The organism is Sphingomonas sanxanigenens DSM 19645 = NX02, assembly GCF_000512205.2.
Classification (GTDB): Bacteria; Pseudomonadota; Alphaproteobacteria; order Sphingomonadales; family Sphingomonadaceae; genus Sphingomonas_D; species Sphingomonas_D sanxanigenens.
Genome location: NZ_CP006644.1, coordinates 842,475 through 864,601 on the forward strand (window position 1 = coordinate 842,475; position 22,127 = coordinate 864,601).

The window sequence follows — 22,127 nt, forward strand, 5'->3', positions numbered from 1 at the left end:
ATGCCTCGTGCGGTGCGTGCGACGATCCTGCTGCCGGCGCTGCTGCTCGCGGCGTGCGGTGCGGCGGATCCGGTGGCCGTGCCGGATCCGGCCGATTCCACTGCCACGCGCGCCACCGCCACCGCCACCGCCACGGCCACGCGGCCGCGTGATGCGCTGCGCGGCGATACGCCGCCGGAAGGCTCGCTGCCCTTCGAGGATCCGCCCTGGTTCCACTATGCCGTTCCGCGCGGTCATCCCGACCATGAGGCCGGCATGCGATGGTTCCGGCATGAAAGCGGCTATCGCACGCAGGGCGACGGCGACGATGTCCACAGCTTCGAACGCTATCTGAAGTCGATGGGGCTCGATCTCTCCATCACCCTGATGGATTGGGATGACGGCACCTCGCTCAGCGTTTCGGCCGGCGACTTCCGGTCCTTTCCCGGCAATGTGGGGCTGGAGGTGCTTGGCGGCTGGCTGGGCGTGCGCAAGCAGCGCGGATCGCGCCGCACCGACATCGTCCAGGTCGACGGCATCGAAGGGCAACTCGGCCGCCGCGGCAGGTTCCTGCTGATCCGCATCGAGGATCAGCAATCGCGCGCCTATGACTGCACCAGGGCGAGCCTGCCGGGGCATCCCGCCGCGGGCTTTGCCGATGATGCGGCGTTCGTGCGCTTTCTCACCCGGCACGATACGGCGATCGATGTCGACCGGTGCGAGCGACAAGAAAAGCCATGATGATGTCGGCGGGATAGGCGCCGCGCGGTGGCATTCCGGACGCGCCACCGCGATTTGCATGACGCCGCGCGCTGACCCTGCAGGCGATCGTCGCCGTCCGCCCGCGGCTCAGAACCGCGCCGCCACCGTCACCCCGCCGCCCTTGCTGTCGCCCCACGGCACCACCTGCACCTGCGCATTGCGGCGGGCGGTGATGAGGAAACCGGTCGCCTCGCCGATCGCGGCGCCCACCGCCACGTCATACCAATGATGCTTGTCCGCCTTCACCCGCGCGAAGCCGACGAAGGCGGCGGCGATCTGCGCGGGAATGCCTGCCTGCCAGCCGTGGCGGTTGTGCAGCGTCGCGGCGCTCGCGAACGCGACGGAGCTATGCCCCGAGGGAAAGCTCTTGCGATCGCTGCCGTCCGGCCGCCGTTCGGGGAAGGCCTCTTTCAGCCCATGGGTGATCAGGCTCGCCGCGGCGATGCTGCCTGCCGCCTGCAGCGCGCCATCGCCATCGCCCTGCACCAGCGGCGCGCCGAGCGCGGCCGCGACCAGGGCGTTGCGCGCAATGTCGCTGGCCTTGTCCCAATCCTTCTCGTCCGCCAGGGCAGGTGCGCTCCAGGCGGCACCGGCCGCGCAGGCCAGCGCCAGAACGGGCCGTCGCATCATCCTCGTCCTCCGGCGGGGTCGTCCTGTCGCCCACCCCTGCGCCGCGTCGATGCGCAGGTCTGCGCCGTGCTTCGCATCCGGCCGATCATTCAACATTCGACGCATCCCCTGCGGACAATCCATGTGCCGGAACGGTCCTGTCCGCCACTCTCTTGTCGCATGCCATAAAAGGGCGCAATGCCGCCCCGCATGCGCCGTCGCGGCATATCGACCCGATGTGCATCGCCGACGATCGGAAAAAGATCATTCCCGCCCGCGGTGGGCGATGCGTGCAGCGCCGGTGCAGAATTCTCGCTTTATCGGTTCGGGATCGCAAGCAAGGATAGTATCGGCAATCACCATCTTGCTTATCCCCGCACCGCAGACATTATGGCGACGACCAAGGGGGATGATGTGCGTCTTGCGATTTCAATGTGCCTGGCGGGTCTGATCGCCGGTGGGGCGGCTCATGCGGAAAATGGCGAGGTGCAGCGCGGGCCGGTGCCCGCCTGGGTGGTGACCGCCGAACCGATGCCGGTGCCGGCGGATGCCGCCGGCGCGGTGTTCATCCGCCGCCACGAAACCGAGGTCCGCCTCGATGGCCGGGGGGAGGCGGTTTACACCGGCTATCGCGTCAAGATTCTGCACGCCAGCGCGCTGCAGCTCGGCAACGTCTCGCTCGCCTGGAATCCCGCGGCCGGCGCGCCGGTGGTCCACATGATCCGGATTCACCGTGAAGGCGAGACGATCGACGTGCTGCAGAAGGCATCGTTCGAGATTCTGCGCCGCGAGGACCAGCTCGAGGCGGCGATGCTCGATGGCGTCCTCACCGCGGTGCTGCGCATCCCCGATCTGCGCGTGGGCGATGAGGTGGAGTTCGGCGCGACGATCCGATCGAGCGATCCCACGCTGGGCAAGGATGATGCGGGGCTGCTGCTGCTCGGCCCCGAGCCGGCGCCCGGACGCTACCATCTGCGCCTGAGCTGGGAAGAGGGGGCAAAGCCCATCGTGCAGATGAGCCCGGATATGAAGGCGGCCGCGCAGCAGGGTGCGCAGGCGATCGACTATCGATTCGACAATCCGCCCGCGCTGGTGCCGCCCAAGGATGCGCCGCCGCGCTACGCGTGGCAGCGGATCGTGGAGTATAGCAGCTTTGCCGACTGGGCGGGCATATCGCGCCGGTTCGCGCCGCTCTATGCCGCGGCGTCGCGGCTCGATGCCGGTTCGCCGCTCAGGCAAGAGGCCGCGCGCATCGCCGCGGCGCACCCGCAGCCGACCGACCGCGCGCGCGCGGCGCTGAAGCTGGTGCAGCAGGATGTCCGCTACGTCTATGTCGGGCTGAACGGCGGCAACCTCACGCCGGCGACCGCCGAGGAGACGTGGCAACGCCGCTATGGCGACTGCAAGGGCAAGACCGCGCTGCTGCTGGCGCTGCTGCGCGAACTGGGCATCGAGGCGCAGGCGGTGCTGGTCAACAACGGCGGCGGTGACGATGGCTTCGATGCGCGTCTGCCGAGCCCGCGGCTGTTCGATCATGTCCTGGTGCGCGCGCAGGTGGCGGGCAAGAGCTATTGGCTCGATGGCACGCTGCCCGCGGTCGTGCCGCCGGACGAGGCGCCCATGCTGCCCTATCAATGGGTGCTGCCGTTGACGGCGCAGGGTGCGGCGATCGAACGGCTGGATTGGAAGCCCGCTGCGCGGCCGGACGAGGTCAATCTGTTCGAGATCGACGCGCGCGCGGGCTTCGACAAGCCGGCGCGGATCACGAGCACCACGATCAAGCGGGGGATCGAGGGCCTGCAGCAGGAAGTCCAGTTCTCCGCGCTGACGCCGGCGCAACTGCTCGGCGGATTCCGCCAGCAGGCGATCGGAGACACCTGGCAGACGATCGAGGATGTCCAGTGGCGCTACGACGAGAAGGCGCAGGCGGGTGTGCTGACCATCATCGGCACCGGCGCGGTCGATTGGGAGGATGGTGGCGATGGCGTGAAGTCTCTGGTGCTGCCCGGCGGCGGCTTCAGCCCGCCCGAAAAGCGTGTGCGTGCCGCGGAGCAGAATCAGGATCTGCCCTATTATAACAAGCCGAAGTTCGGCTGTTACGTCACCACCGTCCGCCTTCCCTCGACGACGCGGCCGGGCCAATGGTCCCACAAGGATAACATCGATACGATGATGTTCGGCAGGGCCTATTATCGCGCATTCGATGTGCGCGATGGTGCCCTTCGCATGATCCGCGGCGACCGCGTCGAGCAGAAGGAAGTGGATGCGGCGAGCGCGCGGCGCGACAATGGCCGCATTCCCCGCTTCGACAACAGCATGGCGTGGATCACCTACGACCCCAACGGGGCAAGCGACATCACCGATCAGGGTGGGGCGCGGGTGCCGGCGACCTATGAGATCGACTGGACGGCGGACACAGTGCCCTGCCTGCCGGCAGAATTGATGAAATAGAAAAGGTGGCTGCGCGCTTCAGGTGCCGCGTTCGCTGAGCCGCGCCTGCGCCTCGTGGTGTGATCGCAGCGCCGCGCGCAGGCGATGGTCGGCGAGCTCGTCCGCGGTGGGGCGGCGCCAGCCCTGGCTGGTGCGGATCAGGCGCGTCTGGCAACGCGTGCACCAGCTCCAGAAGGTGTGGCCGTCATATTGGGCGCGCGGCCGATCCGGCTTGTGGCCACTGACCAGACAGCCAAGTCCCAAAACAACCCCCTCCAGTCGATCAAGATACCGCAACCATGCCCCGCGCCGCGGCGCCGGCGCGATCATGCGTCGATCGCGCCGGCCAAGGCAAGCCATTCCTGTCGTTGGGCAATAGCGGGATCGCGCCGGTGTCGCGTGGTCAGTAACCCTGCGCCTTCAGCTTCGAGAAGGAGGATGCGCCGCTGAGCGCGGTGGAGGCGGCGGAGAACAGTCCGCTCACCAGCGCGCCGTCTCCGGCGGAGCGCCGTGCCTTGGCCTCGGCACGCTGGTTGGTGGCGTTGATGTCGAACCCGCGCACGCTGTTGAGGCCCTGCGCATAGATGCGGCCGATATCCTCGCTGGCCAGCATGTCGCCGTCGGCGATCATGTCCGCGGCGGAACCGAAGCCGGCGTCGATGCCGTTGGCCGCCATTGCCGCGCGCTGCCGGCCCTGCACGGCGGCCTTGTCCCGATAGGCGGCCAGCGCCTGCTGGCGGGTGGCGTCGAGCGCGGAGGCGGCGGCTTCACCCTCCAGCCGGGCATTGCGATCGGCGATGCGGGCCTGATAGCGCGCCTGGGCGCGGGCCTGAACGGCGGACATGCCGGTTCCGATGGCGGAAGCGGAAGCGGAAGCGGCGGCGGCGGCGATGGCGAGGGCTGGTGCACACATGGCGCCGCCATGGCGGCATCGGCATCGGACATGAATCGCCGGCGCCGCACCGCCCCCGATTCACGCCGTCCACGCCGGATCCTAGGCAGCGCGTCAATCTTCCAGACTGGAGTGCCGCATGCCCGTCGAGACCGAGGCCAGCTTTACCGGACCCCTCGCCACCAACGGCGTGACCACCGACTTCCCCTTCGCGTTCCAGGCGGCGTCCGCCGCGGAGATCCGCGTGCTGGCGCGCGACGCCGATGGCACCGAGAGCGAACTCGTCCCCGACGCTTATGCGGTGACGCTGGCGGATGACGCCGGCGGCACCGTGCATTTCGCGGTCGCCCCCGCGGCGGGGCTGAGCCTGTTCATCGTCTCCACGCCCGATTTCACCCAGCGCATCGCGTTCGAGAACGGCTCGCGCTGGCTCGCCGGCCCGGTGAACGAGGCCAACGACCGCGCCGCGCTGCGCGACCTGAAGCTGCAGGCCGAGGTGAGCCGCGCGCTGCAGGTGCCGATCGGCGAAACCGCGGCGCCCCTGCCCGGCGAGGCCGACCGCGCGCAAAGCCTGCTCGGCTTCGATGCCGAAGGCCGCCCCTACGCGGCCCACGTGGCACCCGCCGCACTCGAAAACCTCGCCGCGGCATCCGGCGCGATCGACCTGATCGCCGCCAACATCGCGCCGATCGGCGTTGTGGCGGAGGATCTGGAAGGCGCCAGAGCGATTGCTGCCGTGGCGGGGAGCATCGGCAATGTCGATGCGGTTGGGGGACAGATTGGGGATGTGCAGATTGTTGCTGATGATCTTGCTCTTGGTGCAGCGGGAAGCCTAATTAAAGCGACGCCGCAAATTGCCGCCTATGCTGCGGAGCAAGCGGTGATAGCTTCGTCCAACGCGGCCCTTGTAAGTGCAGCTTTGACAGGGTTGCAGATACCAACGGCGTCGGCGTCGATCAAATTCCATGATCACAATGCTCAATACGACGGAGCATTTGGATTTGTGCAGCAATCTACGGCCAATTTCGGAAATTGGTTTGGTGCGGATGGCTGCTGGTGGGCAGAGATCGAAATTCCCCGGGAAAGAATGTTGTCCGCCCGTATCTTTCAATTATTCGGAAATGGTTTCACCGGGGGAAATAATATTGGCTGCCGCTTTTATGGATATGCCTATATCAGTGATCCAAATTTGCGCGGTGTATTCGAGTTTCTATGTCGTCAAACGACCCAGATCATTCGAACGCCGGCTATTCTGAGAAGTTTTCGACGCGCAATAATATATGCAGTTCGAATTGGTATGTCATGGCGATTAAGTGTAATAGATGTGGAAACAGCGGTTATCTATCAAGGGGCACTAGTCGCGATGACGGATGTCGCAGGTCTCTCCAATTTTAATGGCGGCGTTGTGTCCATTGGTAGCCATAGTTCGAGTGCAGTGGCGCCGACGCCGGTGATATCAACGGGATATTGGCCCGGTTCCATCCGGAGGATCGGGTATGTGTCAAGGGCAGTTGATGACGGCGATTTTTCTGCGATTTGCTTGGGCGCTGATCCGATCAGCCGCTTCGGTGGCAGCAACATGCGATGGTATCGCGATCTCAATGGCACGGACGCAAGCTTGGGAAAGCTTTCATCTGTGGTCGCAGATATGAGCGTGCCCGCGATCGTCGTCGGTGATGTTTATAGAGGTGGCCACATTGTGCCGCCCGGCGGAGTTCGTCCGGATAAAGATAGCGACGGTCAGGTATATGCTGCACGGCCTTCCACGTCGGCGGCCGTTTACCGCCGAAATGTTGTGATTCATAGTCATGGACCAAATATTCTTCAGATGCGTGTAGTGACAAAAAGTAATCGAGAGCATGTTGGTTGGAGCGATGTCGCCGGTGTGTCTGATGGTGTGAGCGAGGTAACCGTATCCGTAAATGTTCCGGTCACTCTGGAGTGGTGTCAGGTTATTTGGAGGCTGAAGGATAACGCCGAATCGACCTATCTCGATGGCGCTTGGGTCAGTTTTGGTGGGGTTGCCGGCGTGTTTGGTCAGTCTCAGCTGGCGAACCTCTTTTCCGGTGTTTCTCTTGCTCATTCCTACAGCGGAAAGGTGGCGGTCAGCCTATGTCAGACCGCGACCGCGACCGCGACCGTGTCTGGGACTCGGGGCCAAATTCTGAATCGAATTCTCCCTGGCTATGTCGTTGGGGACGGATTTGTGGCGGCGGTCGAGCAGGCGGCGCAACTGTACGGTGGTGCACAAATGTGGATCACCGACGGTGTGCCGAATTCATCTATGCAGCAATGGATTGACGATTCTGAAGGGTCGCGATCTTGGCAAGATACGATTGCAGCGTTTCAGTGGGGCGCTGGTCAGATGAGTACGATGCTTCTGCCTTGGTTTACGGCCATTCGATCGCCGGATGTCGCGTCGGTTTCTCTAGCAGGCTGCGGAAAAGGCGCTTTCGTTGAGCCGCTTGAGGTGATTCATACGCCTTCGGCTGAGGTTGAAGGATTTGAGATGCGCGGCGGCGATCACCGGAGCGAAGGGCTGTTTTCCTACGTGAGCTGCGAAGCCCGGGTCCCGGCGAACCATCCACTTCAGGCAATCCGCGCGATCGTCGACGAAGCTCTCGAGGTGATGTCCGCTGATTTCGATGCGATGTATTCGCGCATTGGCCGGCCATCGATCCCGCCTGAGAAGTTGCTGCGCGCATTGCTCCTGCAGGTTTTCTATATGATCCGCTCGGAACGCCAGCTCATGGAGCAGATGGATTATAACCTGCTTTTCCGCTGGTTCGTCGGCCTGGCGATGGATGCGCCGATCTGGGATGTGACGGTCTTCACCAAGAACCGGGAGAGGCTGCTGGCCGGGGACATCGCCGCCAGGTTCCTGTCCGCGATCGTAGGGCAGTCTCGTGTGCAGGCGCTCCTGTCAGACGACCACTTCTCGGTGGATGGCACCCTGATCGAAGCGTGGGCCAGCATGAAGAGCTTCAAGCCCAAGGACGGCGAGGCTTCGGGCGGTGACGACGACGACAGCGCTTCGGGCACCGGTCAGAGCGGACAGGCAAAGGCCAAGGGGCGGAACGCCGAACGCGATTTCCATGGCGAGAAGCGAACCAACGCCACCCACGCCTCCACCACCGATCCTGACGCCCGCCTGTTCAAGAAGGCACGCGGCCAAGCCGCGAGGCTGTGCCACATGGCCCACGTCCTGATGGAGAACCGGCATGGCCTCGTCGTCGATGCGACGCTCACTCACGCCACGGGCACGGCCGAACGGGAGGCCGCGCTGACCATGCTTTCCCGCATGAAAGGGCGCCATCGCATCACGCTGGCGGCGGACAAAGCCTACGATACAGCCGGATTCGTCGCCGCCTTACGCGACATTGGCGTTACCCCGCACGTCGCCCAGAACAATGCCAACAGGCGATCCGCTATCGATAGACGCACCACCCGGCACCCTGGCTACGCCGTTTCGATGCGGATCAGGAAACGGATCGAAGAGGTCTTTGGCTGGGCCAAGACCAGCGGAAACCTGCGCAAGACCCGGCATCGAGGGCAGGACCGCGTAGGATGGAACTTCACGCTGACCGCTGCGGCGTACAATCTGGTTCGTCTGCCAAAACTGATGGCGAGGGCGTAGCTATGCGAGGAATCCGCCACACGGCGGGTTCTGGCAGCCAACGATTGCCACCAGATGCCGACTTCCCCAACAACCGTTGCCTGATAAACCCTTCGAGCCCGGCGATCACCGCGCCTCAAGGAGGGTTTTTCCGCGCCCTGCTAGATGCCGCGGTGAAGGGTTCAGGGCCGAATGCCAAGGAGCATTGGGTTTTTGAAGATGGGTTTGCGCAGGCGGGAACGACTGTGGTCGTCTATCCTGGTGTCCGTGAGGATGTTGATGGAAATTTCACGTATGACGGTGATGGGCTGTCCGGCGTTGCTCGTCAGTCAATACGATCATGGGTTGACGACAATTCGGCCTTTGCGATTGCCGGGCAGGAGCAGCCGTTCGAGTTGCAAGACACGTATCATCCGCCCAACACGATCGATGGTAACATCGCGTTTGGCATCACATTAGGCGTTGGTTTCGCTCAGGGAATGCGGGCGTTTAATTACGAGGAGATGCACGTCGATCCATCATCGATAAAATTTGACGTTGGAAACACATCATTTCATTTCGACATCGTTACACCGTTAAATCGACCAATCCGGAATCGTCGAGGAAGTACCTGGACTTCTGGTGAGTACAGAGATGTCGGTGGTGTTGAAGTCTCGCTTGATGGTGGCGCCGCATGGTCATATGTTGGCTTTTCAAATTCGAGCAATGTGGGCCGTGCTTATATATCGGGACGCCGCCGCGTGACGGTTGCGAAGGCGGTCGGCGCATGGCCATCGCATCTGCGAGTTCGAATCGGAAAGGGCGGCCCTTTCGCTTACGGCACCGCTAATCCGGACGGGAACGAGGTGGCTCGCAATTACTGGCTGTATGATGGCGATCAACGGATTATCAATAATGGTATTGGCAGTCCGATGAGGCTTTCGGACGCCGTTTATACCGTGGCGGCGGCTTGATGGTGGTTTTTCTTACTGATGTGTTTCATCCACCTTTGCAGCGGGCGTTCCACAATTTTGTGTACAGCGTAGGTCGAACAAACGACGGCCAGCATCGTACCAATGTAAATTGCCTCGCCCGGAATTGCATCTCCAAAGTGGAACTTAGCGACTAGTTTGAGGCATACGCCGATGACGGGCACATGAATAAGGTACGTCGTGTAAGAGGCATCCCCCAGTTGCTCTGCTAGTGGAATTTTTACGCCTCCTCGGCGCCGTTCCCACGCGGCCATGCCAGCAATGATGCCGCCGAATGCTAAGCCGTAAGCGATGCCGCTCCAATGGAGCCTATCGATGCCATACTCGTAGCCGATGGTAAGTACCAGAAGCGCTGAGCCGATCCAGAAGCATGCGTTGCAAACTACTGTGCTGGTCCTCTGCATAACTAGGCAAGACGCAATCCCGATCATGAAGTCGAGATTAAAAGCAGCCAAATAGGTCTGGATGGGGCTCGGGCTGTCGGTAGGTGGATAGTTAAAGGTGATGGCCGTCGTCAACATCCATGCAAAGAATACAAGAAGGCCGGCGCGCTTGTTCAGGATTAAAATCGAGAATACGCCATAAAAGGCAATTTCGTGAAATAAGGTCCATGCTACGGCAAGAGGTGCTGTTACGTCTGACAGGCGGACTAAGAATATCGTCGAAACCCAGTCCCATAAGCTGCTAGGAAGCTGGGTTACTGTTCCGAATCCGAAGGCCACGAGTAGGCAAAATACTGCGGAATAAAGCCAATATATGGGATAGAGGCGTGAGAATCGGGCGTACGCAAAGTTTCTCCAGCGGCTGGGTTCGCCAATGTCCCGTTCGTGGATGAGCATCATGATGAAGCCTGAAAGGACGAAAAAGAAGTCGACCCCGAGGTTGCCGCGCCATGTGATGTCTCGAAACACGGGGGTGCCCCCATACCGAGGGTCTCCCATGGCGATCGACAGGTGAAACATCACAACGGCAAGGGCTGCTAGCCCCCGGCCAGCCTGTATCGTCCTCAGCATATTGCCCCCGTCGCACGTCAACTGCCCGATTGATGTTGCGGTGCAGCGATCCCTTATAGCGCTCCACTATCTTGCTTGACCAGCGCTCTCAATAGCCTGCCACGCACGGCGGCTCGCCCGCCGCCGCCGTTGGCACTTGCGTCTGTGCAACGCAGCACTCCAAAAAAGGAGATCATCCTTGACCTCTGATATCTGGACCCTGTTCGGCCAGTTCGGTCCGCTCGGGCTGGTGATCGGCTATCTCGTCTGGCGCGAAACGCATGCCGATGAGCGGCGGGCGGCGGTGGAGCGGGAGCGGACCGAGAGCGATCGCGCGCTCGCGGCGGCGCTCTCCGCGCTCACCGTCACCATCCAGCATCTCGAACAGCGGATCGGCCGGTGACCGCGGAGGCGCTTGCCGCGATCCGCGCGGTCACCGGCGCGGCGCATGCGTTGCGTGACGCCTGCGCCTCTGCGGCGCGCTGCATGCCCTGCCATTCGCCACCCGATCGCGCCGTGCCGCCGGCGGACGAGCTGCCGCTCACCGATGAGGAACGCGTGCTGATCGGCCTCGCGCCGTTCTGGCCGCTCGATGAAAGGAGTGTCTGACCATGGCGACCCCCGCCTATATGAACCCCGATCGCATCAACCATCTCACGATCCACTGCGCGGCCACGCCCGAGGGGCGTGACGTCAAGGCCGCGACCATTTCCCAATGGGATGTCGCGAAGTTCGGCCAGGTCAGCTACCACATCGTCGTCGAGCTGGACGGCAGCGCGGTGCGCACGCTGGCCGACGATCGCCGCGGCGCGCATGTCGGCGGGCGCAACACCGGCAATATCGGCATATGCTATGTCGGCGGCGTCGACCGGCGCGGCGTGCCCAAGGATACGCGCACCCCGGCGCAGCGGGAGGCGCTGCGCCGCCTCGTCGCCGAGTATCGCGCGCGCTACCCCGACATCGGCGTCCGTGGACATCGCGACTGGCCGGGCGTCGCCAAGGCCTGCCCCAGTTTCGACGTGGCGAGCGCGCTGTGACCGGCGCGGTGCTTGCCGCCGCGCGCGCCGCGGCCACGCTCGCCGTTCGGCACTGGCCGTGGGTGCTCGCCGGCACCCTCGTCGCCGCGCTGGCGCTGGCGCTGCTGCTGGCGCGCGGCGAGGCGCGGCGGTGGCAGGGCGTCGCGGCGGATCGCGACGCTGCGCTGGCCGCCGAACGCGCCGGCCATGCCGTCTCGCGCGCGTCCGTCGCCACGCTCGAGGCGGCGCTCGCCGAGAGCAATGCGCAAAGCCATGCGCGAGCGGACGCGCTTGCGGCGGCGCGTGCTGCAGCTGCAGCCGCGGATGTCGCGGCCGATGCGCGCTGGCAGGGCACCGCGGCGCAGGTCGCGCGCCTGCGGGCGCTCGCCGCGCAGCCGGCGCTGCCCGGTTGCGCGGTATCGAAGGCGCTGATCGACGCGCTGGAGGGGCTGTGATGCGGCGCCTGATGAACCGCACCGCGGCGCTCGCCGGCCTGTCGCTGCTCGCCGGCTGTTCTTCCACGCCGCCGCCCGCGGTCGCGGTGCGCACGGTGGAGGTCGTGCGGGAGGTTCAGCGGCCTTGCCCGGTCACGCCACCGCCGCGTCCGGCGCCGCTCGACCGGCCGCTGCTCGCGGATGCGGCTGCGCTGGCCGCGCTTCTCGGCGCGCGGCTTGCCGAATGGGCGGGGCCCGGCGGCTATGGCGAACGCGCCGATGCCGCGCTGATGCTGTGTACGGGAGGCCGCTGATCGCGATTCGCATCGCCCGGGTGGGGCTGGCCTGGAACAACGCTTGCCTGGAACAAAGCCTGCCTGGAACAAGGGGGGGGTCGCGGCTCAGGCCGCGGCATCCCCCTTGCCGCGCGCCTCCGCCTGTCGCGCATGGGCCCGTTTCTCGTCGACGCTCGGCTCGCGCCAGCCATCGATCGCACGGATCAGCGGCGTGCCGCAGCGCTTGCATATCGTCCAATAGTCTTCGCCGTCATGGCGTGCGCCGCCTCGATCGGGCTTATGCCCGCGCAGCTTGCACATGATGCCCATACTGTCCCCCCGGGCCAGCACCCTTATCGTGTGGTGTGTTGCGACCTAATCCGAGGGCGGATGACGTGTCAGGTGAAAAGTTGACACTCTTGATCGACGTTTATCCAATGGTTCCGGCGCGCCCGGCCTGCTCCGATCGCTTGACCGCCGCAGCCTCGCGGCGCATAGCCGCGCTCCCGCAGCGCGGGCGCTTAGCTCAGTTGGTAGAGCATCTCGTTTACACGGTGACGCGCTATGGTGCTGTGAGCCGCACATATCCTAGGCTTTCTTGCGTTCGCTGCTGGGAATTTCGGGAATATTCCGGGATTCCGACTCATCCAGCGCGTTTCTGACATCCTCATCCAGCACGTGGGCGTACCGGAGCGTCGTCTTGATATTGGTATGCTGGAGGGCCTTCTGAGCCGCGGCCAGCGAGCCGGTGGCGCGGACGATGCGAGTGCCCCGCGTGTGGCGCAAGTCGTGAAAGCGAAACCCCTCGATCGCCGCCGCTGCCTTGGCGGCCGCCCACACGCCGCGTATGGCGGTCGCGGTCATTGGGTAGCGCTCGCCTTTGCGCCGCTTCTCGCGCGACTTCTGGCAGACATAGGTGAATACGAATGCGCCGGCCTTGGGCTGGTTCTTGATGATCGCGATGAGCGTCGCGGTAAGCGGCCGACGCACGACATCGCCACCCTTGATCCTGGTCGTCGCTTGCATCGTGGTGAAATCGCAATCTGCCCAGCGAAGGCCCAGCACCTCGCTACGCCGCCAGCCGGATTTCAAAGCGAAGTCGCACACATCAACAAGATCGGCCCGGATCTCGGCGAACAGCCTCGGCTCTTCCTCAAGCGACAGTTCCCGCGGCGCCTTCTTCGGTACGCGGAGCATCAGCGCACGCCAGTCCGGCATTTCGCCAACATCGAAGCGAGCCTTGGCGGCGCGACGCCACATTGCCCTGCAAACCTCGACCTCACGATTGATCGTCGCGTTCGATCTGGTGCTGCGCCGCTTGGCGAAATAGCGCTGGATGTCGATTTGAGAGACCTCCGACAGAAACCGGCTCTTGCCCAGTCCCTTCACCATATCGTTCAGCATATATCGGGTTGTCGGCCAGCTTGGCTGCGTCTCGGCGTGGTCCTGATATAGCCCGGCCGCGTCATCTACGGTGATCGGCTCGCGCTTGTTCGGCGGCTCTTTCGCCTTCGCCCGCTCCTGGGCTTCGACAATCAAGGCCTCTGATTTTTTGGCCTTGCCTGTCGAGCCGTAAAAGCGACGACCTTTGATGACGAAGTCGTATTGCCAATACGGCGAGTTTTTGGACCGGTAGACGGACATGCTGGCTGATCCTGACGGGCGCGTTCGATGAAGGATTCGAGATCGGAAATCGTGTACCTCACGGCACGACCGATCAAGACGTATGGCAGGCGGCCGGCATGGCGCTCCTTGCGCAGCGTGCGCGAGCAGAGCCGGAGCCGCTCAGCAGCTTCGTCTTCGGTAAGGAGCATCGCCTCTCCCACGGTTATTCCTCCAGTGCTGCGGTGATCATGGCGCGCCAGATATTGTAGAGGCGCGTCCGCTTCCCGCCATGTGTGCGGTTCTTTCCAAGCGCCGGATGGCATTTAATGCATCCGAGCGAAGCACCGCGCGTGAGAGACCCGGTCTCGACTGACTTCTCCGTTCCGCAGTCGCAGCGGCAATGCCAGCGGCGATTTCCCGCATAAGAGATCGCAGTCCAGCGCCCGAAGCGGCTGCCCGAAAGTTCAGCCCTCGCGGTCATCTATGTTTCCCTTCACTACGTTAAATTCGACCACTGCCACCCACGGGTTGGCATCCCAGGCGCCGGCGCCGTGCAGGCTGTTCCAGAGATGGCGGTAGGCTGCCGGGGGCGAGAGCCACAGGTGTTCGTGGTGCGGCTCGGGCCAGCGCCAGAACTCCTCGATCGCTTTGGACGCGAGCGTCAGACCTTCGGCGATGGCATCGCCGCGGCTGATCGCCTGCAGCGGCTGGCACCGGACATCCTCGACGATCAGCGTGAGGCGCGACGCCCAGCGCGGCATGTGCCTGCCCTGCCGGTGCCGACCGCGGCGGTCGCCGTCGGCTTCGCCCCAGTTCATCGTCGCATCGTCGGCGATGTAGAGCACCGGCTCGTCGCCGCCCATTTCGCTTGGCGCGAGATCGTCATAGGCGGGCGTGCTCCGCCAATGCTCGCGGACGTAGAGGCGGTCACCAACAGAGAAGCGCTGATCCTTGGCGATTTCCGCGCCGAACCGAACAGGGTCGGCCCAGCGGGCATAGCCGCCCCAGCTCCAGCCCGCGCCGAAGGTCGGGCCGGCGACAACCTCCGGCTCCCATATCGGCTGAGGGTTGATCACCCGCCGCGTCTGCGTCTTGCGCCCGGCCAGCAGCGCGCGCACCATCGGCGCGGAGAAGATGATGGGGCGATCCATCAGTTCGATTCCCGCGCAGCCACGATCTTGCCGCCGGCGACGTCAACGCCGCGATCCGTCAGGGCCTTCGTCCACAGCGCGCGCATCTCGTCGGAACAGTGCGCCATGGCATCGATCCACGTCGGTGCCCGGCCGTGTTCCGCCTGGAAGCGGATGCTGTAAAAGATGCTCTGCGCGTTGTGCGGAAGGTGCGGCTCATGCGCGGTGGCGCAGGTCTCGCACGCTCCCTCGCGCGCAGGCATCATGAACATAGAGCCTGCGGGCTGACCGTTCTGATCCTGCATAGGAAGCTGAATTGGCTTGCGCATCAAACGGCCCTCCTCATGAACTTCTCTTTCCATGCGATCTTGAGCGCGCCGATGACGCGTTCGCCCGGCCGAATGGTGAAACCGAAATCCCGCTCGACGGCGGGGCCGCCGATCAACGAAGACAGGATACTGAAACCGCCCGGCATCGGCTCGAGGCGATCCTCCTGACCTCGAAGGTGCGGGCAGACCGTGAGCGCGAAGTCTGCGCATCGGCGGTGCACCGGCGCCTCAGTCGTCATGAACCAGCCTTCGCGGACCTCGCCGAGTTGGAACCACCAGCGATCCCCTTCGGGCGCCTTCTCACCGCAGACGGTGCAGCGCATCTCCGCGATTGAGCGGCGCTGGCGCACCTGATGCGGCTTGGCAAAGATCGGGCGGCCGACCCCGGGCGTGTGTGGCATCCACATCGCCCGGCGCATTCCAACCCAACGGCAAGGCCGGATTTCGTAGTGCTCTTCCGACGACCAGCTGGCGTTCCAAGGGACGGCGATGTTCATGCCGGCACCCCGTTGTGCTCGACCCCGTCCAGCAGGCGGCCGGCAACCTTCTTGTCGACCGGCGAGACGCGAACGACCCGCTCCCCGTGGAAGCCCTGACCGCCCGCGAGGTTGAGCCACTGACCATTCGGCGTGGCGCGCTCGACCTCGCCGCACCGGCGCCAGTCCGGATCCTCGGCGTCGCGGTCGTAGACCGGCTTCCAGTTGCCCCACTGCTTGAAGAAATAGGCGATGCCGTTCGCCGCGCAGAAGTCGCGCGTCGCACGCTGCCAATCGGGATGGTTCGGCCGCGCGTCGGCCCGGGTGGTGATGCGGCGGATCATGCTGCGAGCCCCACGGTATCGGGGAAGCGCGGCCGGTTCGCCGCGACCAGTGCGCGGGCTACGTCCGGGCAGACGCTGTTGCCGATGGCGCGGATCTGCGCGGCCTTGGGCAGCGGGGCATGGACGAGCTTGCCGCGGATCATGCGCGGCACGACGGGATCGAGCACGTAGCTGTCGGGAAAACCCTGCGCCCGGGCCAATTCGCGCGGCGTCAGCATGCGCAGGCCGATGTCGACGATGACATAGGTGACCGCGTCGATCGTCACCGTGACGACGGCGAAGCGCTCGCGCGTCGTGACGGTGGCGAGGGGCTCGTCGACGCGGTGCGCGCCTGTCTCGCTGCCATAGTATTTGATTATGAACGCCGCGACGCGGACGGCCTTCGTCATCAACTCGGGCGGCAGTGCGCCCTCTTCGATCAGCGTGGTCTCGACAATGCGCTGCGTGCAGCCCTTGCCAACGATCGTGCTGAGTGGCTTTCGCGCGTCGTGCCCGACCATGCCGGTGTTCGCCTGCTCGACGTGCGCAGCGACCACGGCGCGATGTCCGCCGCCTTTGCCGCCGCCGGTGCGGATAGTGGGCAGCGGCTGCAGCGGGTCGCCCGCAGCGCCGCGCTTATCGCTGCCGTTGTAGCTGGACAGGAACGCGGTAACCGCCGCGGTCTTCCCGCCGCCGCCGGCAGTGGTCGCCGGCGCGGGCTGGTCGGCGGCAGCACCGACCGAGTTGCCAAACTGGCGATCGAGATGTGCGGCGACCAGCTGGGTCTCGACGACCGAATGCTTGCCGCCGGTCGCGATCGTCGAGAGCGGTGCGGCGAGGTCCTGCTCGCGCGGCTTCTCGCCCGGCCGGCGTTCTCCGTTCTGCAGCGGGGCCATGGCGGCGGCAACTATGCCCAGCGGCGTCGCGCCGGCATCCCGCGCGCTATCGCCGTTGCTGGTCACCGTCGGCAGCGGCGCGCCCATGTCTGAGCCGACCGAGCCGGTGTGGAACTTGGTGATGTGCGGGGCGAGCTGCACCTGCGAGAGCGCGAACTCTCCGCCGTTGGCGGTGGTGATCGTGCGGAGCGGCTCGGCCACGTCGTGCGCGCGCAGGTCTCCGCCATGGGTGACGGGGATGATGGTGCCGTCGACCACGCCATATTCCGGTTGCGTCGTGCTGGTGCGCAGGGGCTCATCAGGATCAAAGACGCGGCTGGCTCGCGTGTTCGCGAAGGCCGTGCCGACGATGAACGGCCGCGCCGCATTGACGACGTAGCGCATGACGCCATGCGCGATCCGCCGCTTGGTCGCGTCCTTCAGCTCGCGAATCCGCTCGAAGATCGACGGGCACCTGATCGACCAGTCGATGCATTCGGCCGCGGTGCGCCACGGCTGCAGCCGCCCGGCCGCGATCTCCCGCGCGTCGTTGTCGTTCGCCGGGTTGCCGTGCGTGCGCGCCGGCCACGTCACCGGTGCGCCGTCGCAACGCATGATGATGTAGAGCCGCTTCCGGCTGGTCGGCGCGCCATAGTCGCAGGCCCGCAGCTCGCGCCAGTCGATGCGATAGCCCAGCCGCTTGATGGTCTTCACCCAGCGGCGGAACTCGGCTCCACGCATCTCCTTGATGATGTGGCCGGTCTCGGGATCGAGCGGGCCCCACTGCTGGAACTCCTCCACATTCTCGACGAAGCCGACGAGCGGGCGGGTGTCCTTCAGCCAGTTGACCACCTCCCATGCGAGGTGGCGGATGTGGCGATCCTTGACCGGGCCGCCCTTCGCCTTGCTGTGTTCCTTGCAGTCGGGGGAAAACCAGGCGCCGCCGACCGGCCGGTGACGCGTCGCCGCGAGCGGCCACACTGCGCGGATGTCGTTGCAGTGATGCTCGGTGCCCGGGGGGTTGGCGGCGTGGATCGCGATGGCGATCGGATCATGGTTGATCGCGATATCGACCTCACGCCCGATGGCCTGGGCGATGCCGGTGGATGCGCCACCGCCGCCGGCGAAGCCGTCGATGAAGAGCCATGCGGGATCGAAGGCCATCAGCGCCCTCCCTTGAATGCGTCGGTGAACGCCGTCGCCGTCACGTCGGCGATGGAGCAGGCGGTGAGCATGCCGCCGATGATGCGCTCGGCGCGCGAGGGCTTGCGGGCGCGGTCGACGAGCGTGCGCGCGACGCGCAGGGCGAGGGTGGCGCGCTGCATTACATCGCCTCTTTCGCGCTCGGCTGCGTGCCAGGCGGCTGCGCGGGCTGGCCCTGCTTCCAGTACCGACCCTCCGGCCCGCAGGTGTCCGCGCCGAACCAGCGCCAGATGCGGGACCGCTCGAACTCTGCGGTGCGGGCATCGCCCGTAACCCCATGAACCACAGAGCGCCGCGAGCGCCGGAGGCAGTTGCGTGCGGGCATGCCATCGTGCAGCCTGCGTGCGAGCAGCGTGACGCAGTGCTGGCAGGTGGCGCAGGTCGGCGCCGCGGCCCGGGCGCCAATGGATTTTCCTGGCATTTCGGGCATCAGGCGTCCTCCCCGCATCCGCGACCGACCAGCTCACCGTTGTCGCCGGCGGTGAAGTCCTGCCAGTGCACCCAGCCGGCTTTCGTGCAGTGGAAGCCCCATTCGCGCAGGCGCGGGCCGGTGATGAACAGGGTGACCGCACGCTCGCCCGGCAGCACCTCGAGGCGGTGCGCCTGGCGGGCGCGGCGGAAGACGAAGGAGCCTGCCGCGCGCTCGGCACGGTGCTCGATACCGCCGGCGGCGATGGTGTGTTCGATGTAGCGCCCGGCCAGCACGACCGAGACGTTCCACCAGGGGTGGTCGTGCAGCGCGCGATCGTCATCCGACCGGAGCACGTCATGCAGGTAGAGGTTGAAGAAGCGGTTGCGCGGGATGATCCACCAGCGCCGCAGGTAAGGCCGCTCAGCCTCACCGATGACGAGGTCGGGCACGCGGCGCGACATGGTGCGTTCCGCCCAGCGGGGGAGCCTGATCCCACCCATCACGCGCGCGCCCTCTTCTGGCCGGCGGGCTGGATCGCAGCCCACACGATGGCCTTGCGGCCGCTCGCGTTGGCGCGGCGTTCGTGCGTGTCGCGGATCAGGCCGAGTGCGAAGAGCTCGGTGATGCGAGGCCGGATCGACAGGACGGGCAGCCCGACCTTGCCGGCCACCTCATCGGCGGTCAGGCCGTTGCTCGCTTCCAGTGCCGCGAGCGCGCGATCGCGGAAGATCTTCGCCCGCGGCGCGATGTCGGCGGCGGCGGCGCGGGAGGTGTCGCGCGCGCTGGCGCCCGGCGCGGGCGCCTGTCGGAGCAGGTCGGTCATGGCTTCCTCTTCTTTCGCGAGGGATCGGTGAGCAGCGAGCCGTCGGCGTTGACGACGATGCGGAAGCCGCCCGGGGTGAGGACGAAGACGCGGTTGCCGGGGCGGCGCTCGATGATCGCGCAGCTGGCCTCGACCATCGGGTATTCGCCGCCGATCGGGATCCAGAACTCGCGCGCGGTGCCGCGGCGCATCACCGTCATCGTCTCGAAGCTGTCGATGTCGTAGCCGAACCGCACCGCCGAGACGCGCTGGTTTCGCGTGAAGCGGTCGCCCGGCGGTATGACGCCGTCCCAGTGGCCGATCTTCGACGGGGCGGTGACGCGCATCATAGCGCGCGCTCGATGCTGCGGACCCAGCGGCGGGCGTCTTCCTCGGCTGCGGCGCGGGTGGCGTAGGGCAGATAGAGACTGCGCCCGCCGTGCCCGACCTCGAACATGCCGTAGCCGGTGGGGCGGACCAGCCGCTCGGCGCCGTGCCGGCGCGCGAACTCGCGGATCTCTGTGTTGGTCGCCTTCACCGGCGGCCTCCGGCGATCAGCGCGGTCACGCCCTGGGCGAGGATGAGGGTGACGACGAACAGGCCGATCAGGATGCCGGCGGTGGTTAGGATGTCGGCGATGCTCATGACACCTGCACCTTCCGATACGCGACGATATCGAACTTGCCGGTCTCATGACGCCAAGCGGCGGGATCGAACTCGCAGGCATCGCCGCGGGCGGTGATGCCGTCGCGATAGCGCACCTCAACGTAGACATGGCCGAGGGGACATGCGCCGCCTCCCCAGTCTTTCCATTGCGCCGCGGGCACGGCTTCCTCGCGCGCCGCGAGCATGGCGTCGGCCACTTCATAGAGGTTCTTCGAGGTCCGGAGCAGATCGACGGGGTCTGCCGGGAAGCTGATAAGATTCATCCGCCCGGCCAACGCCTGACCGGCAAACCAATCGCGCAGCGTCATGCCCGGCCGGCCTTCATAGGCGTTGCAGTCGCCCGGCACTTCCGGGAACGCGCTCGGGTTGTCCGGCGCGCTCACGACAGCACCGCCCGGAGCATCTGCCCCACGAAATAAAGCAGCGCGAACGCCGCCAGAGCGTAGCAGAGGCGCGCGGTCAGCCGGTCATGCCGCGCTGCGATCGGATCGGCCGGCTGGATAAGCCGGCGCTGGGCGGGCGGCTCGCGCCATCCCGTGCGGTTGTAGCTGCTGGACATGGAGCAATCTCCCTTCGGAGATGCTCAATATATGCTTATAGGAATATCATCAAGCCATAAAAATGCTGACAGGCATAATTCACCAATCAGGCGGGCGCTGATCTACCTCGCATTCATCGCCCGCCGGCGCATGCTTCGGCGCTGGCGGCAGGCGTGGCGCAGCGCCATCGAAGGCGCAGCGCACGATCGCGCCCCATTGCGTCGGCGCCTGGAAGATCGTGCGGACCTCGCGCCCGGCCTTGATGATGCCGCCGATGTAGGGCGCGCGCTCGGCGGTGATGTAGCCGATCTGGATATTGTCGGCAGTGAACACGGCCACCGCGCGCTCGTCGGCGGGGTTCTTCGGCTCGGGCCGCAGCTCGATCGGGTCGCCGGGGCGGCACATGGCGATGCCGAAGGCGCGGGTGGGGCCGCGCTTGTTGGGGTATTGCGCACCGACGACGGCGAGGCTCAGCTCGCGGGGCACGGCCTGGCCTAGAACAGGTTCTTGATGCGATCGGCCATGAGGACAAGGCCGCCGATCACGGCAACGCCGGTGGTCAGCACGCTGACAATGAAGCCCTTGCTGGGCAGGTGCGCGACGTGCGCCGTAAGGGTTGCGAGGTCTTTCGGAACATCGGCAAGGCTCTTCAGATCCTCGCGGACGTGCTCCATATGAGCCTCGAGCTTGATGATGCGACCTTCCATATCGCCACCACTACCACCGCCCCGAACGGGTGGCAATTTCGGTGGATCGCCGCCATCTATCCCCGCGTTGACCTTGTCGAGCAGCTCTTGGAATCTCGGATCAAGCTGCATCGCCGGCAACCTCCCTTGCCTTGAAGATCAGCTGATATCGATGATGATCGAGCAACTCCATTCTCAGGCGGATGTCGTCCATCTGTTTGAGAAGGTCTTCCTGATCCTCGCGAACGACCGCGACCAATGCGTTGAGCAGGTGCCGCATCATCTGATCGATCTCGCCGTACGCCGCCGCGCTTTCTTCGAGCGAGAATTTCAACTGCCGCTGCAGCAGCTCCACCTTCGCGGCCATTTCGTCCTCGGGCGGCGGTGCGTCTGCCGGATCATTATCGTCGCTCACACGCGCCTCCCCACCCAGATGATGCGCCCGAAGATGTAGAGATCCTCGGCATCGACCTCCTGATTCTCGACGTTCGGATTGTCGGAGATCACGAGCACACGCGTCCGGCCGATCGTCCGCAGTCGCTTGATCGCGCCGGCGCCGTGGATCGAGCATGCCCAGATGCGATCCTGCTGGTTGAGCTGGCGCTGCAGCGTGTCGATAAGCACCATGTCGCTGTCGAGCAGCGTCGGCATCATGCTGTCACCCTCGCCGCTGGCGACGTAGAGCCGTTCCGGCGGCGAGCGCGTGATGGTGCGCAGCACGTTCGGATCGAACTGCAGCTGGCCGGTCTCGGGGAAATCCTCAAGCGATGAGCCCGGCCCCATCGCATAGGCCATCTCGATTCTGGTCAGGTAGACCGGCCCGTCTTCGTCGGCCGCGCCCTTCACTGGTGGGATGTCAGGCCGCGGCGCGCTGGCGGCTGGCGGTGACCATGCCTCGTTCATGAAGGCCAGCACCGAAACGTTAGCCAACTTAGCCATCAGCCCCAAGCGGCTGGCGGCCGGCTCGACCCCGCGGCTCTCCCATTTGGAAACGTCCGGCTGCGACACGTCCAACTGATCGGCGAACGCGCCTTGGTTGAGCCCAAGATGGCCCCGCAATCGCTTGATATTCTCGGCCAGCACTGTTCGCTCCATGCATACGCGC

Annotated in this window: 32 protein-coding genes; 9 read left to right on the forward strand and 23 right to left on the reverse strand. The window is 65.3% G+C overall.

Annotated elements, in window-relative coordinates:
• On the forward strand, positions 1-720 hold the full coding sequence (locus tag NX02_RS03880; RefSeq protein WP_162232657.1) for a hypothetical protein: 720 nt from the start codon (positions 1-3) through the stop codon (positions 718-720).
• A gap of 108 nt (positions 721-828) precedes the next feature.
• Here the strand turns inward: NX02_RS03880 and NX02_RS03885 are convergent, their stop codons facing one another.
• Positions 829-1,371 (reverse strand): phosphatase PAP2 family protein, encoded by a 543-nt coding sequence (locus NX02_RS03885; protein WP_245648760.1) that lies wholly within the window; start codon positions 1,369-1,371, stop codon positions 829-831.
• A 393-nt stretch (positions 1,372-1,764) separates the two neighbouring features.
• Here NX02_RS03885 and NX02_RS03890 point away from each other — a divergent pair, with 393 nt between their 5' ends.
• Complete coding sequence (locus NX02_RS03890; protein ID WP_245648761.1) at positions 1,765-3,801, forward strand: DUF3857 domain-containing protein; 2,037 nt, start codon at positions 1,765-1,767, stop codon at positions 3,799-3,801.
• 18 nt (positions 3,802-3,819) lie between these two features.
• Here NX02_RS03890 and NX02_RS03895 read toward each other — a convergent pair whose 3' ends face one another.
• Both NX02_RS03895 and NX02_RS03900 read right to left on the reverse strand, forming a co-directional pair.
• A complete protein-coding gene (locus tag NX02_RS03895; protein ID WP_158013891.1) occupies positions 3,820-4,044 on the reverse strand; it encodes a hypothetical protein in 225 nt (74 codons plus the stop codon).
• A 139-nt stretch (positions 4,045-4,183) separates the two neighbouring features.
• Positions 4,184-4,693, reverse strand: coding sequence for a hypothetical protein (locus NX02_RS03900; RefSeq protein ID WP_025290883.1), 510 nt, complete (start codon positions 4,691-4,693; stop codon positions 4,184-4,186).
• Positions 4,694-7,181: 2,488 nt separating this feature from the next.
• On the opposite strand from NX02_RS03900, the gene NX02_RS03905 reads away from it, so the two are divergent.
• Both NX02_RS03905 and NX02_RS32140 read left to right on the forward strand, forming a co-directional pair.
• Positions 7,182-8,309 (forward strand): IS5 family transposase, encoded by a 1,128-nt coding sequence (locus NX02_RS03905; RefSeq protein ID WP_025290884.1) that lies wholly within the window; start codon positions 7,182-7,184, stop codon positions 8,307-8,309.
• Between the two features lie 2 nt (positions 8,310-8,311).
• Positions 8,312-9,241 (forward strand): hypothetical protein, encoded by a 930-nt coding sequence (locus NX02_RS32140; RefSeq protein ID WP_158013892.1) that lies wholly within the window; start codon positions 8,312-8,314, stop codon positions 9,239-9,241.
• Here the strand turns inward: NX02_RS32140 and NX02_RS03910 are convergent.
• A complete protein-coding gene (locus tag NX02_RS03910) occupies positions 9,220-10,272 on the reverse strand; it encodes an acyltransferase family protein (protein ID WP_025290885.1) in 1,053 nt (350 codons plus the stop codon). The two genes, NX02_RS32140 and NX02_RS03910, sit on opposite strands and share 22 nt — an antisense overlap.
• A 178-nt stretch (positions 10,273-10,450) precedes the next feature.
• Here NX02_RS03910 and NX02_RS03915 point away from each other — a divergent pair, with 178 nt between their 5' ends.
• Genes NX02_RS03915 through NX02_RS03935 form a run of 5 tightly spaced genes read left to right on the forward strand, consistent with a single transcriptional unit; the run spans position 10,451 to position 12,015 of the window.
• Positions 10,451-10,654, forward strand: coding sequence for a hypothetical protein (locus NX02_RS03915; RefSeq protein WP_025290886.1), 204 nt, complete (start codon positions 10,451-10,453; stop codon positions 10,652-10,654).
• Entirely contained in the window at positions 10,651-10,860 is a 210-nt protein-coding gene (locus tag NX02_RS03920) for a hypothetical protein (RefSeq protein WP_025290887.1), read from the forward strand. Before NX02_RS03915 ends, NX02_RS03920 begins: the two co-directional genes overlap by 4 nt.
• A 2-nt stretch (positions 10,861-10,862) precedes the next feature.
• Entirely contained in the window at positions 10,863-11,288 is a 426-nt protein-coding gene (locus NX02_RS03925; RefSeq protein WP_053000600.1) for an N-acetylmuramoyl-L-alanine amidase, read from the forward strand.
• The gene (locus tag NX02_RS03930; RefSeq protein ID WP_025290889.1) at positions 11,285-11,722 is read left to right on the forward strand and encodes a hypothetical protein; all 438 of its coding nucleotides are present in this window, start codon (positions 11,285-11,287) and stop codon (positions 11,720-11,722) included. The genes NX02_RS03925 and NX02_RS03930 overlap by 4 nt, the downstream gene beginning before the upstream one ends.
• The gene (locus tag NX02_RS03935) at positions 11,722-12,015 is read left to right on the forward strand and encodes a hypothetical protein (RefSeq protein ID WP_025290890.1); all 294 of its coding nucleotides are present in this window, start codon (positions 11,722-11,724) and stop codon (positions 12,013-12,015) included. The genes NX02_RS03930 and NX02_RS03935 overlap by 1 nt, the downstream gene beginning before the upstream one ends.
• A gap of 87 nt (positions 12,016-12,102) precedes the next feature.
• Here NX02_RS03935 and NX02_RS03940 read toward each other — a convergent pair whose 3' ends face one another.
• The 19 genes from NX02_RS03940 to NX02_RS30575 all read right to left on the reverse strand — a co-directional run bounded on the left by NX02_RS03940 (position 12,103) and on the right by NX02_RS30575 (position 22,105).
• Positions 12,103-12,306 carry a DUF1660 family phage protein gene (locus NX02_RS03940; RefSeq protein ID WP_025290891.1) on the reverse strand — a complete coding sequence of 68 codons (204 nt, stop codon included), beginning with the start codon at positions 12,304-12,306 and terminating at the stop codon, positions 12,103-12,105.
• 258 nt (positions 12,307-12,564) lie between these two features.
• On the reverse strand, positions 12,565-13,620 hold the full coding sequence (locus tag NX02_RS03945; RefSeq protein ID WP_025290892.1) for a tyrosine-type recombinase/integrase: 1,056 nt from the start codon (positions 13,618-13,620) through the stop codon (positions 12,565-12,567).
• Positions 13,512-13,904: a helix-turn-helix domain-containing protein gene (locus NX02_RS34065; protein WP_211258284.1), complete on the reverse strand. Its 393-nt coding sequence runs from the start codon at positions 13,902-13,904 to the stop codon at positions 13,512-13,514. The genes NX02_RS03945 and NX02_RS34065 overlap by 109 nt, the downstream gene beginning before the upstream one ends.
• Positions 13,905-14,045: 141 nt before the next feature.
• Positions 14,046-14,732, reverse strand: a complete 687-nt coding sequence (locus NX02_RS03950) for a hypothetical protein (RefSeq protein WP_053000601.1) — start codon at positions 14,730-14,732, stop codon at positions 14,046-14,048.
• Entirely contained in the window at positions 14,732-15,040 is a 309-nt protein-coding gene (locus NX02_RS03955; protein ID WP_211258241.1) for a hypothetical protein, read from the reverse strand. Before NX02_RS03955 ends, NX02_RS03950 begins: the two co-directional genes overlap by 1 nt.
• Complete coding sequence (locus NX02_RS30570; protein WP_158013895.1) at positions 15,040-15,537, reverse strand: hypothetical protein; 498 nt, start codon at positions 15,535-15,537, stop codon at positions 15,040-15,042. The genes NX02_RS03955 and NX02_RS30570 overlap by 1 nt, the downstream gene beginning before the upstream one ends.
• The gene (locus NX02_RS03965) at positions 15,534-15,860 is read right to left on the reverse strand and encodes a DUF5131 family protein (protein ID WP_025290896.1); all 327 of its coding nucleotides are present in this window, start codon (positions 15,858-15,860) and stop codon (positions 15,534-15,536) included. Before NX02_RS03965 ends, NX02_RS30570 begins: the two co-directional genes overlap by 4 nt.
• On the reverse strand, positions 15,857-17,878 hold the full coding sequence (locus NX02_RS03970; RefSeq protein ID WP_025290897.1) for a DNA cytosine methyltransferase: 2,022 nt from the start codon (positions 17,876-17,878) through the stop codon (positions 15,857-15,859). The genes NX02_RS03965 and NX02_RS03970 overlap by 4 nt, the downstream gene beginning before the upstream one ends.
• Positions 17,878-18,039 carry a hypothetical protein gene (locus tag NX02_RS32145; RefSeq protein WP_158013896.1) on the reverse strand — a complete coding sequence of 54 codons (162 nt, stop codon included), beginning with the start codon at positions 18,037-18,039 and terminating at the stop codon, positions 17,878-17,880. The genes NX02_RS03970 and NX02_RS32145 overlap by 1 nt, the downstream gene beginning before the upstream one ends.
• Positions 18,040-18,346: 307 nt before the next feature.
• Entirely contained in the window at positions 18,347-18,829 is a 483-nt protein-coding gene (locus NX02_RS03980) for a hypothetical protein (RefSeq protein ID WP_025290899.1), read from the reverse strand.
• Positions 18,829-19,152, reverse strand: a complete 324-nt coding sequence (locus tag NX02_RS03985; protein ID WP_025290900.1) for a hypothetical protein — start codon at positions 19,150-19,152, stop codon at positions 18,829-18,831. Before NX02_RS03985 ends, NX02_RS03980 begins: the two co-directional genes overlap by 1 nt.
• Positions 19,149-19,481, reverse strand: coding sequence for a hypothetical protein (locus tag NX02_RS03990; RefSeq protein WP_025290901.1), 333 nt, complete (start codon positions 19,479-19,481; stop codon positions 19,149-19,151). Before NX02_RS03990 ends, NX02_RS03985 begins: the two co-directional genes overlap by 4 nt.
• The gene (locus NX02_RS03995) at positions 19,478-19,669 is read right to left on the reverse strand and encodes a hypothetical protein (RefSeq protein ID WP_025290902.1); all 192 of its coding nucleotides are present in this window, start codon (positions 19,667-19,669) and stop codon (positions 19,478-19,480) included. Before NX02_RS03995 ends, NX02_RS03990 begins: the two co-directional genes overlap by 4 nt.
• Before the next feature lie 103 nt (positions 19,670-19,772).
• On the reverse strand, positions 19,773-20,180 hold the full coding sequence (locus tag NX02_RS04000) for a hypothetical protein (RefSeq protein ID WP_025290903.1): 408 nt from the start codon (positions 20,178-20,180) through the stop codon (positions 19,773-19,775).
• Entirely contained in the window at positions 20,177-20,356 is a 180-nt protein-coding gene (locus NX02_RS04005; RefSeq protein ID WP_025290904.1) for a hypothetical protein, read from the reverse strand. The genes NX02_RS04000 and NX02_RS04005 overlap by 4 nt, the downstream gene beginning before the upstream one ends.
• Positions 20,357-20,435: 79 nt before the next feature.
• A complete protein-coding gene (locus NX02_RS04010; protein ID WP_025290905.1) occupies positions 20,436-20,822 on the reverse strand; it encodes an HIRAN domain-containing protein in 387 nt (128 codons plus the stop codon).
• Positions 20,823-20,830: 8 nt separating this feature from the next.
• Entirely contained in the window at positions 20,831-21,154 is a 324-nt protein-coding gene (locus NX02_RS04015) for a hypothetical protein (RefSeq protein WP_158013897.1), read from the reverse strand.
• Complete coding sequence (locus NX02_RS04020) at positions 21,144-21,389, reverse strand: hypothetical protein (RefSeq protein WP_158013898.1); 246 nt, start codon at positions 21,387-21,389, stop codon at positions 21,144-21,146. Before NX02_RS04020 ends, NX02_RS04015 begins: the two co-directional genes overlap by 11 nt.
• A gap of 44 nt (positions 21,390-21,433) precedes the next feature.
• Positions 21,434-22,105 carry an XRE family transcriptional regulator gene (locus NX02_RS30575; RefSeq protein ID WP_025290908.1) on the reverse strand — a complete coding sequence of 224 codons (672 nt, stop codon included), beginning with the start codon at positions 22,103-22,105 and terminating at the stop codon, positions 21,434-21,436.
• Positions 22,106-22,127 lie beyond the last annotated feature (22 nt).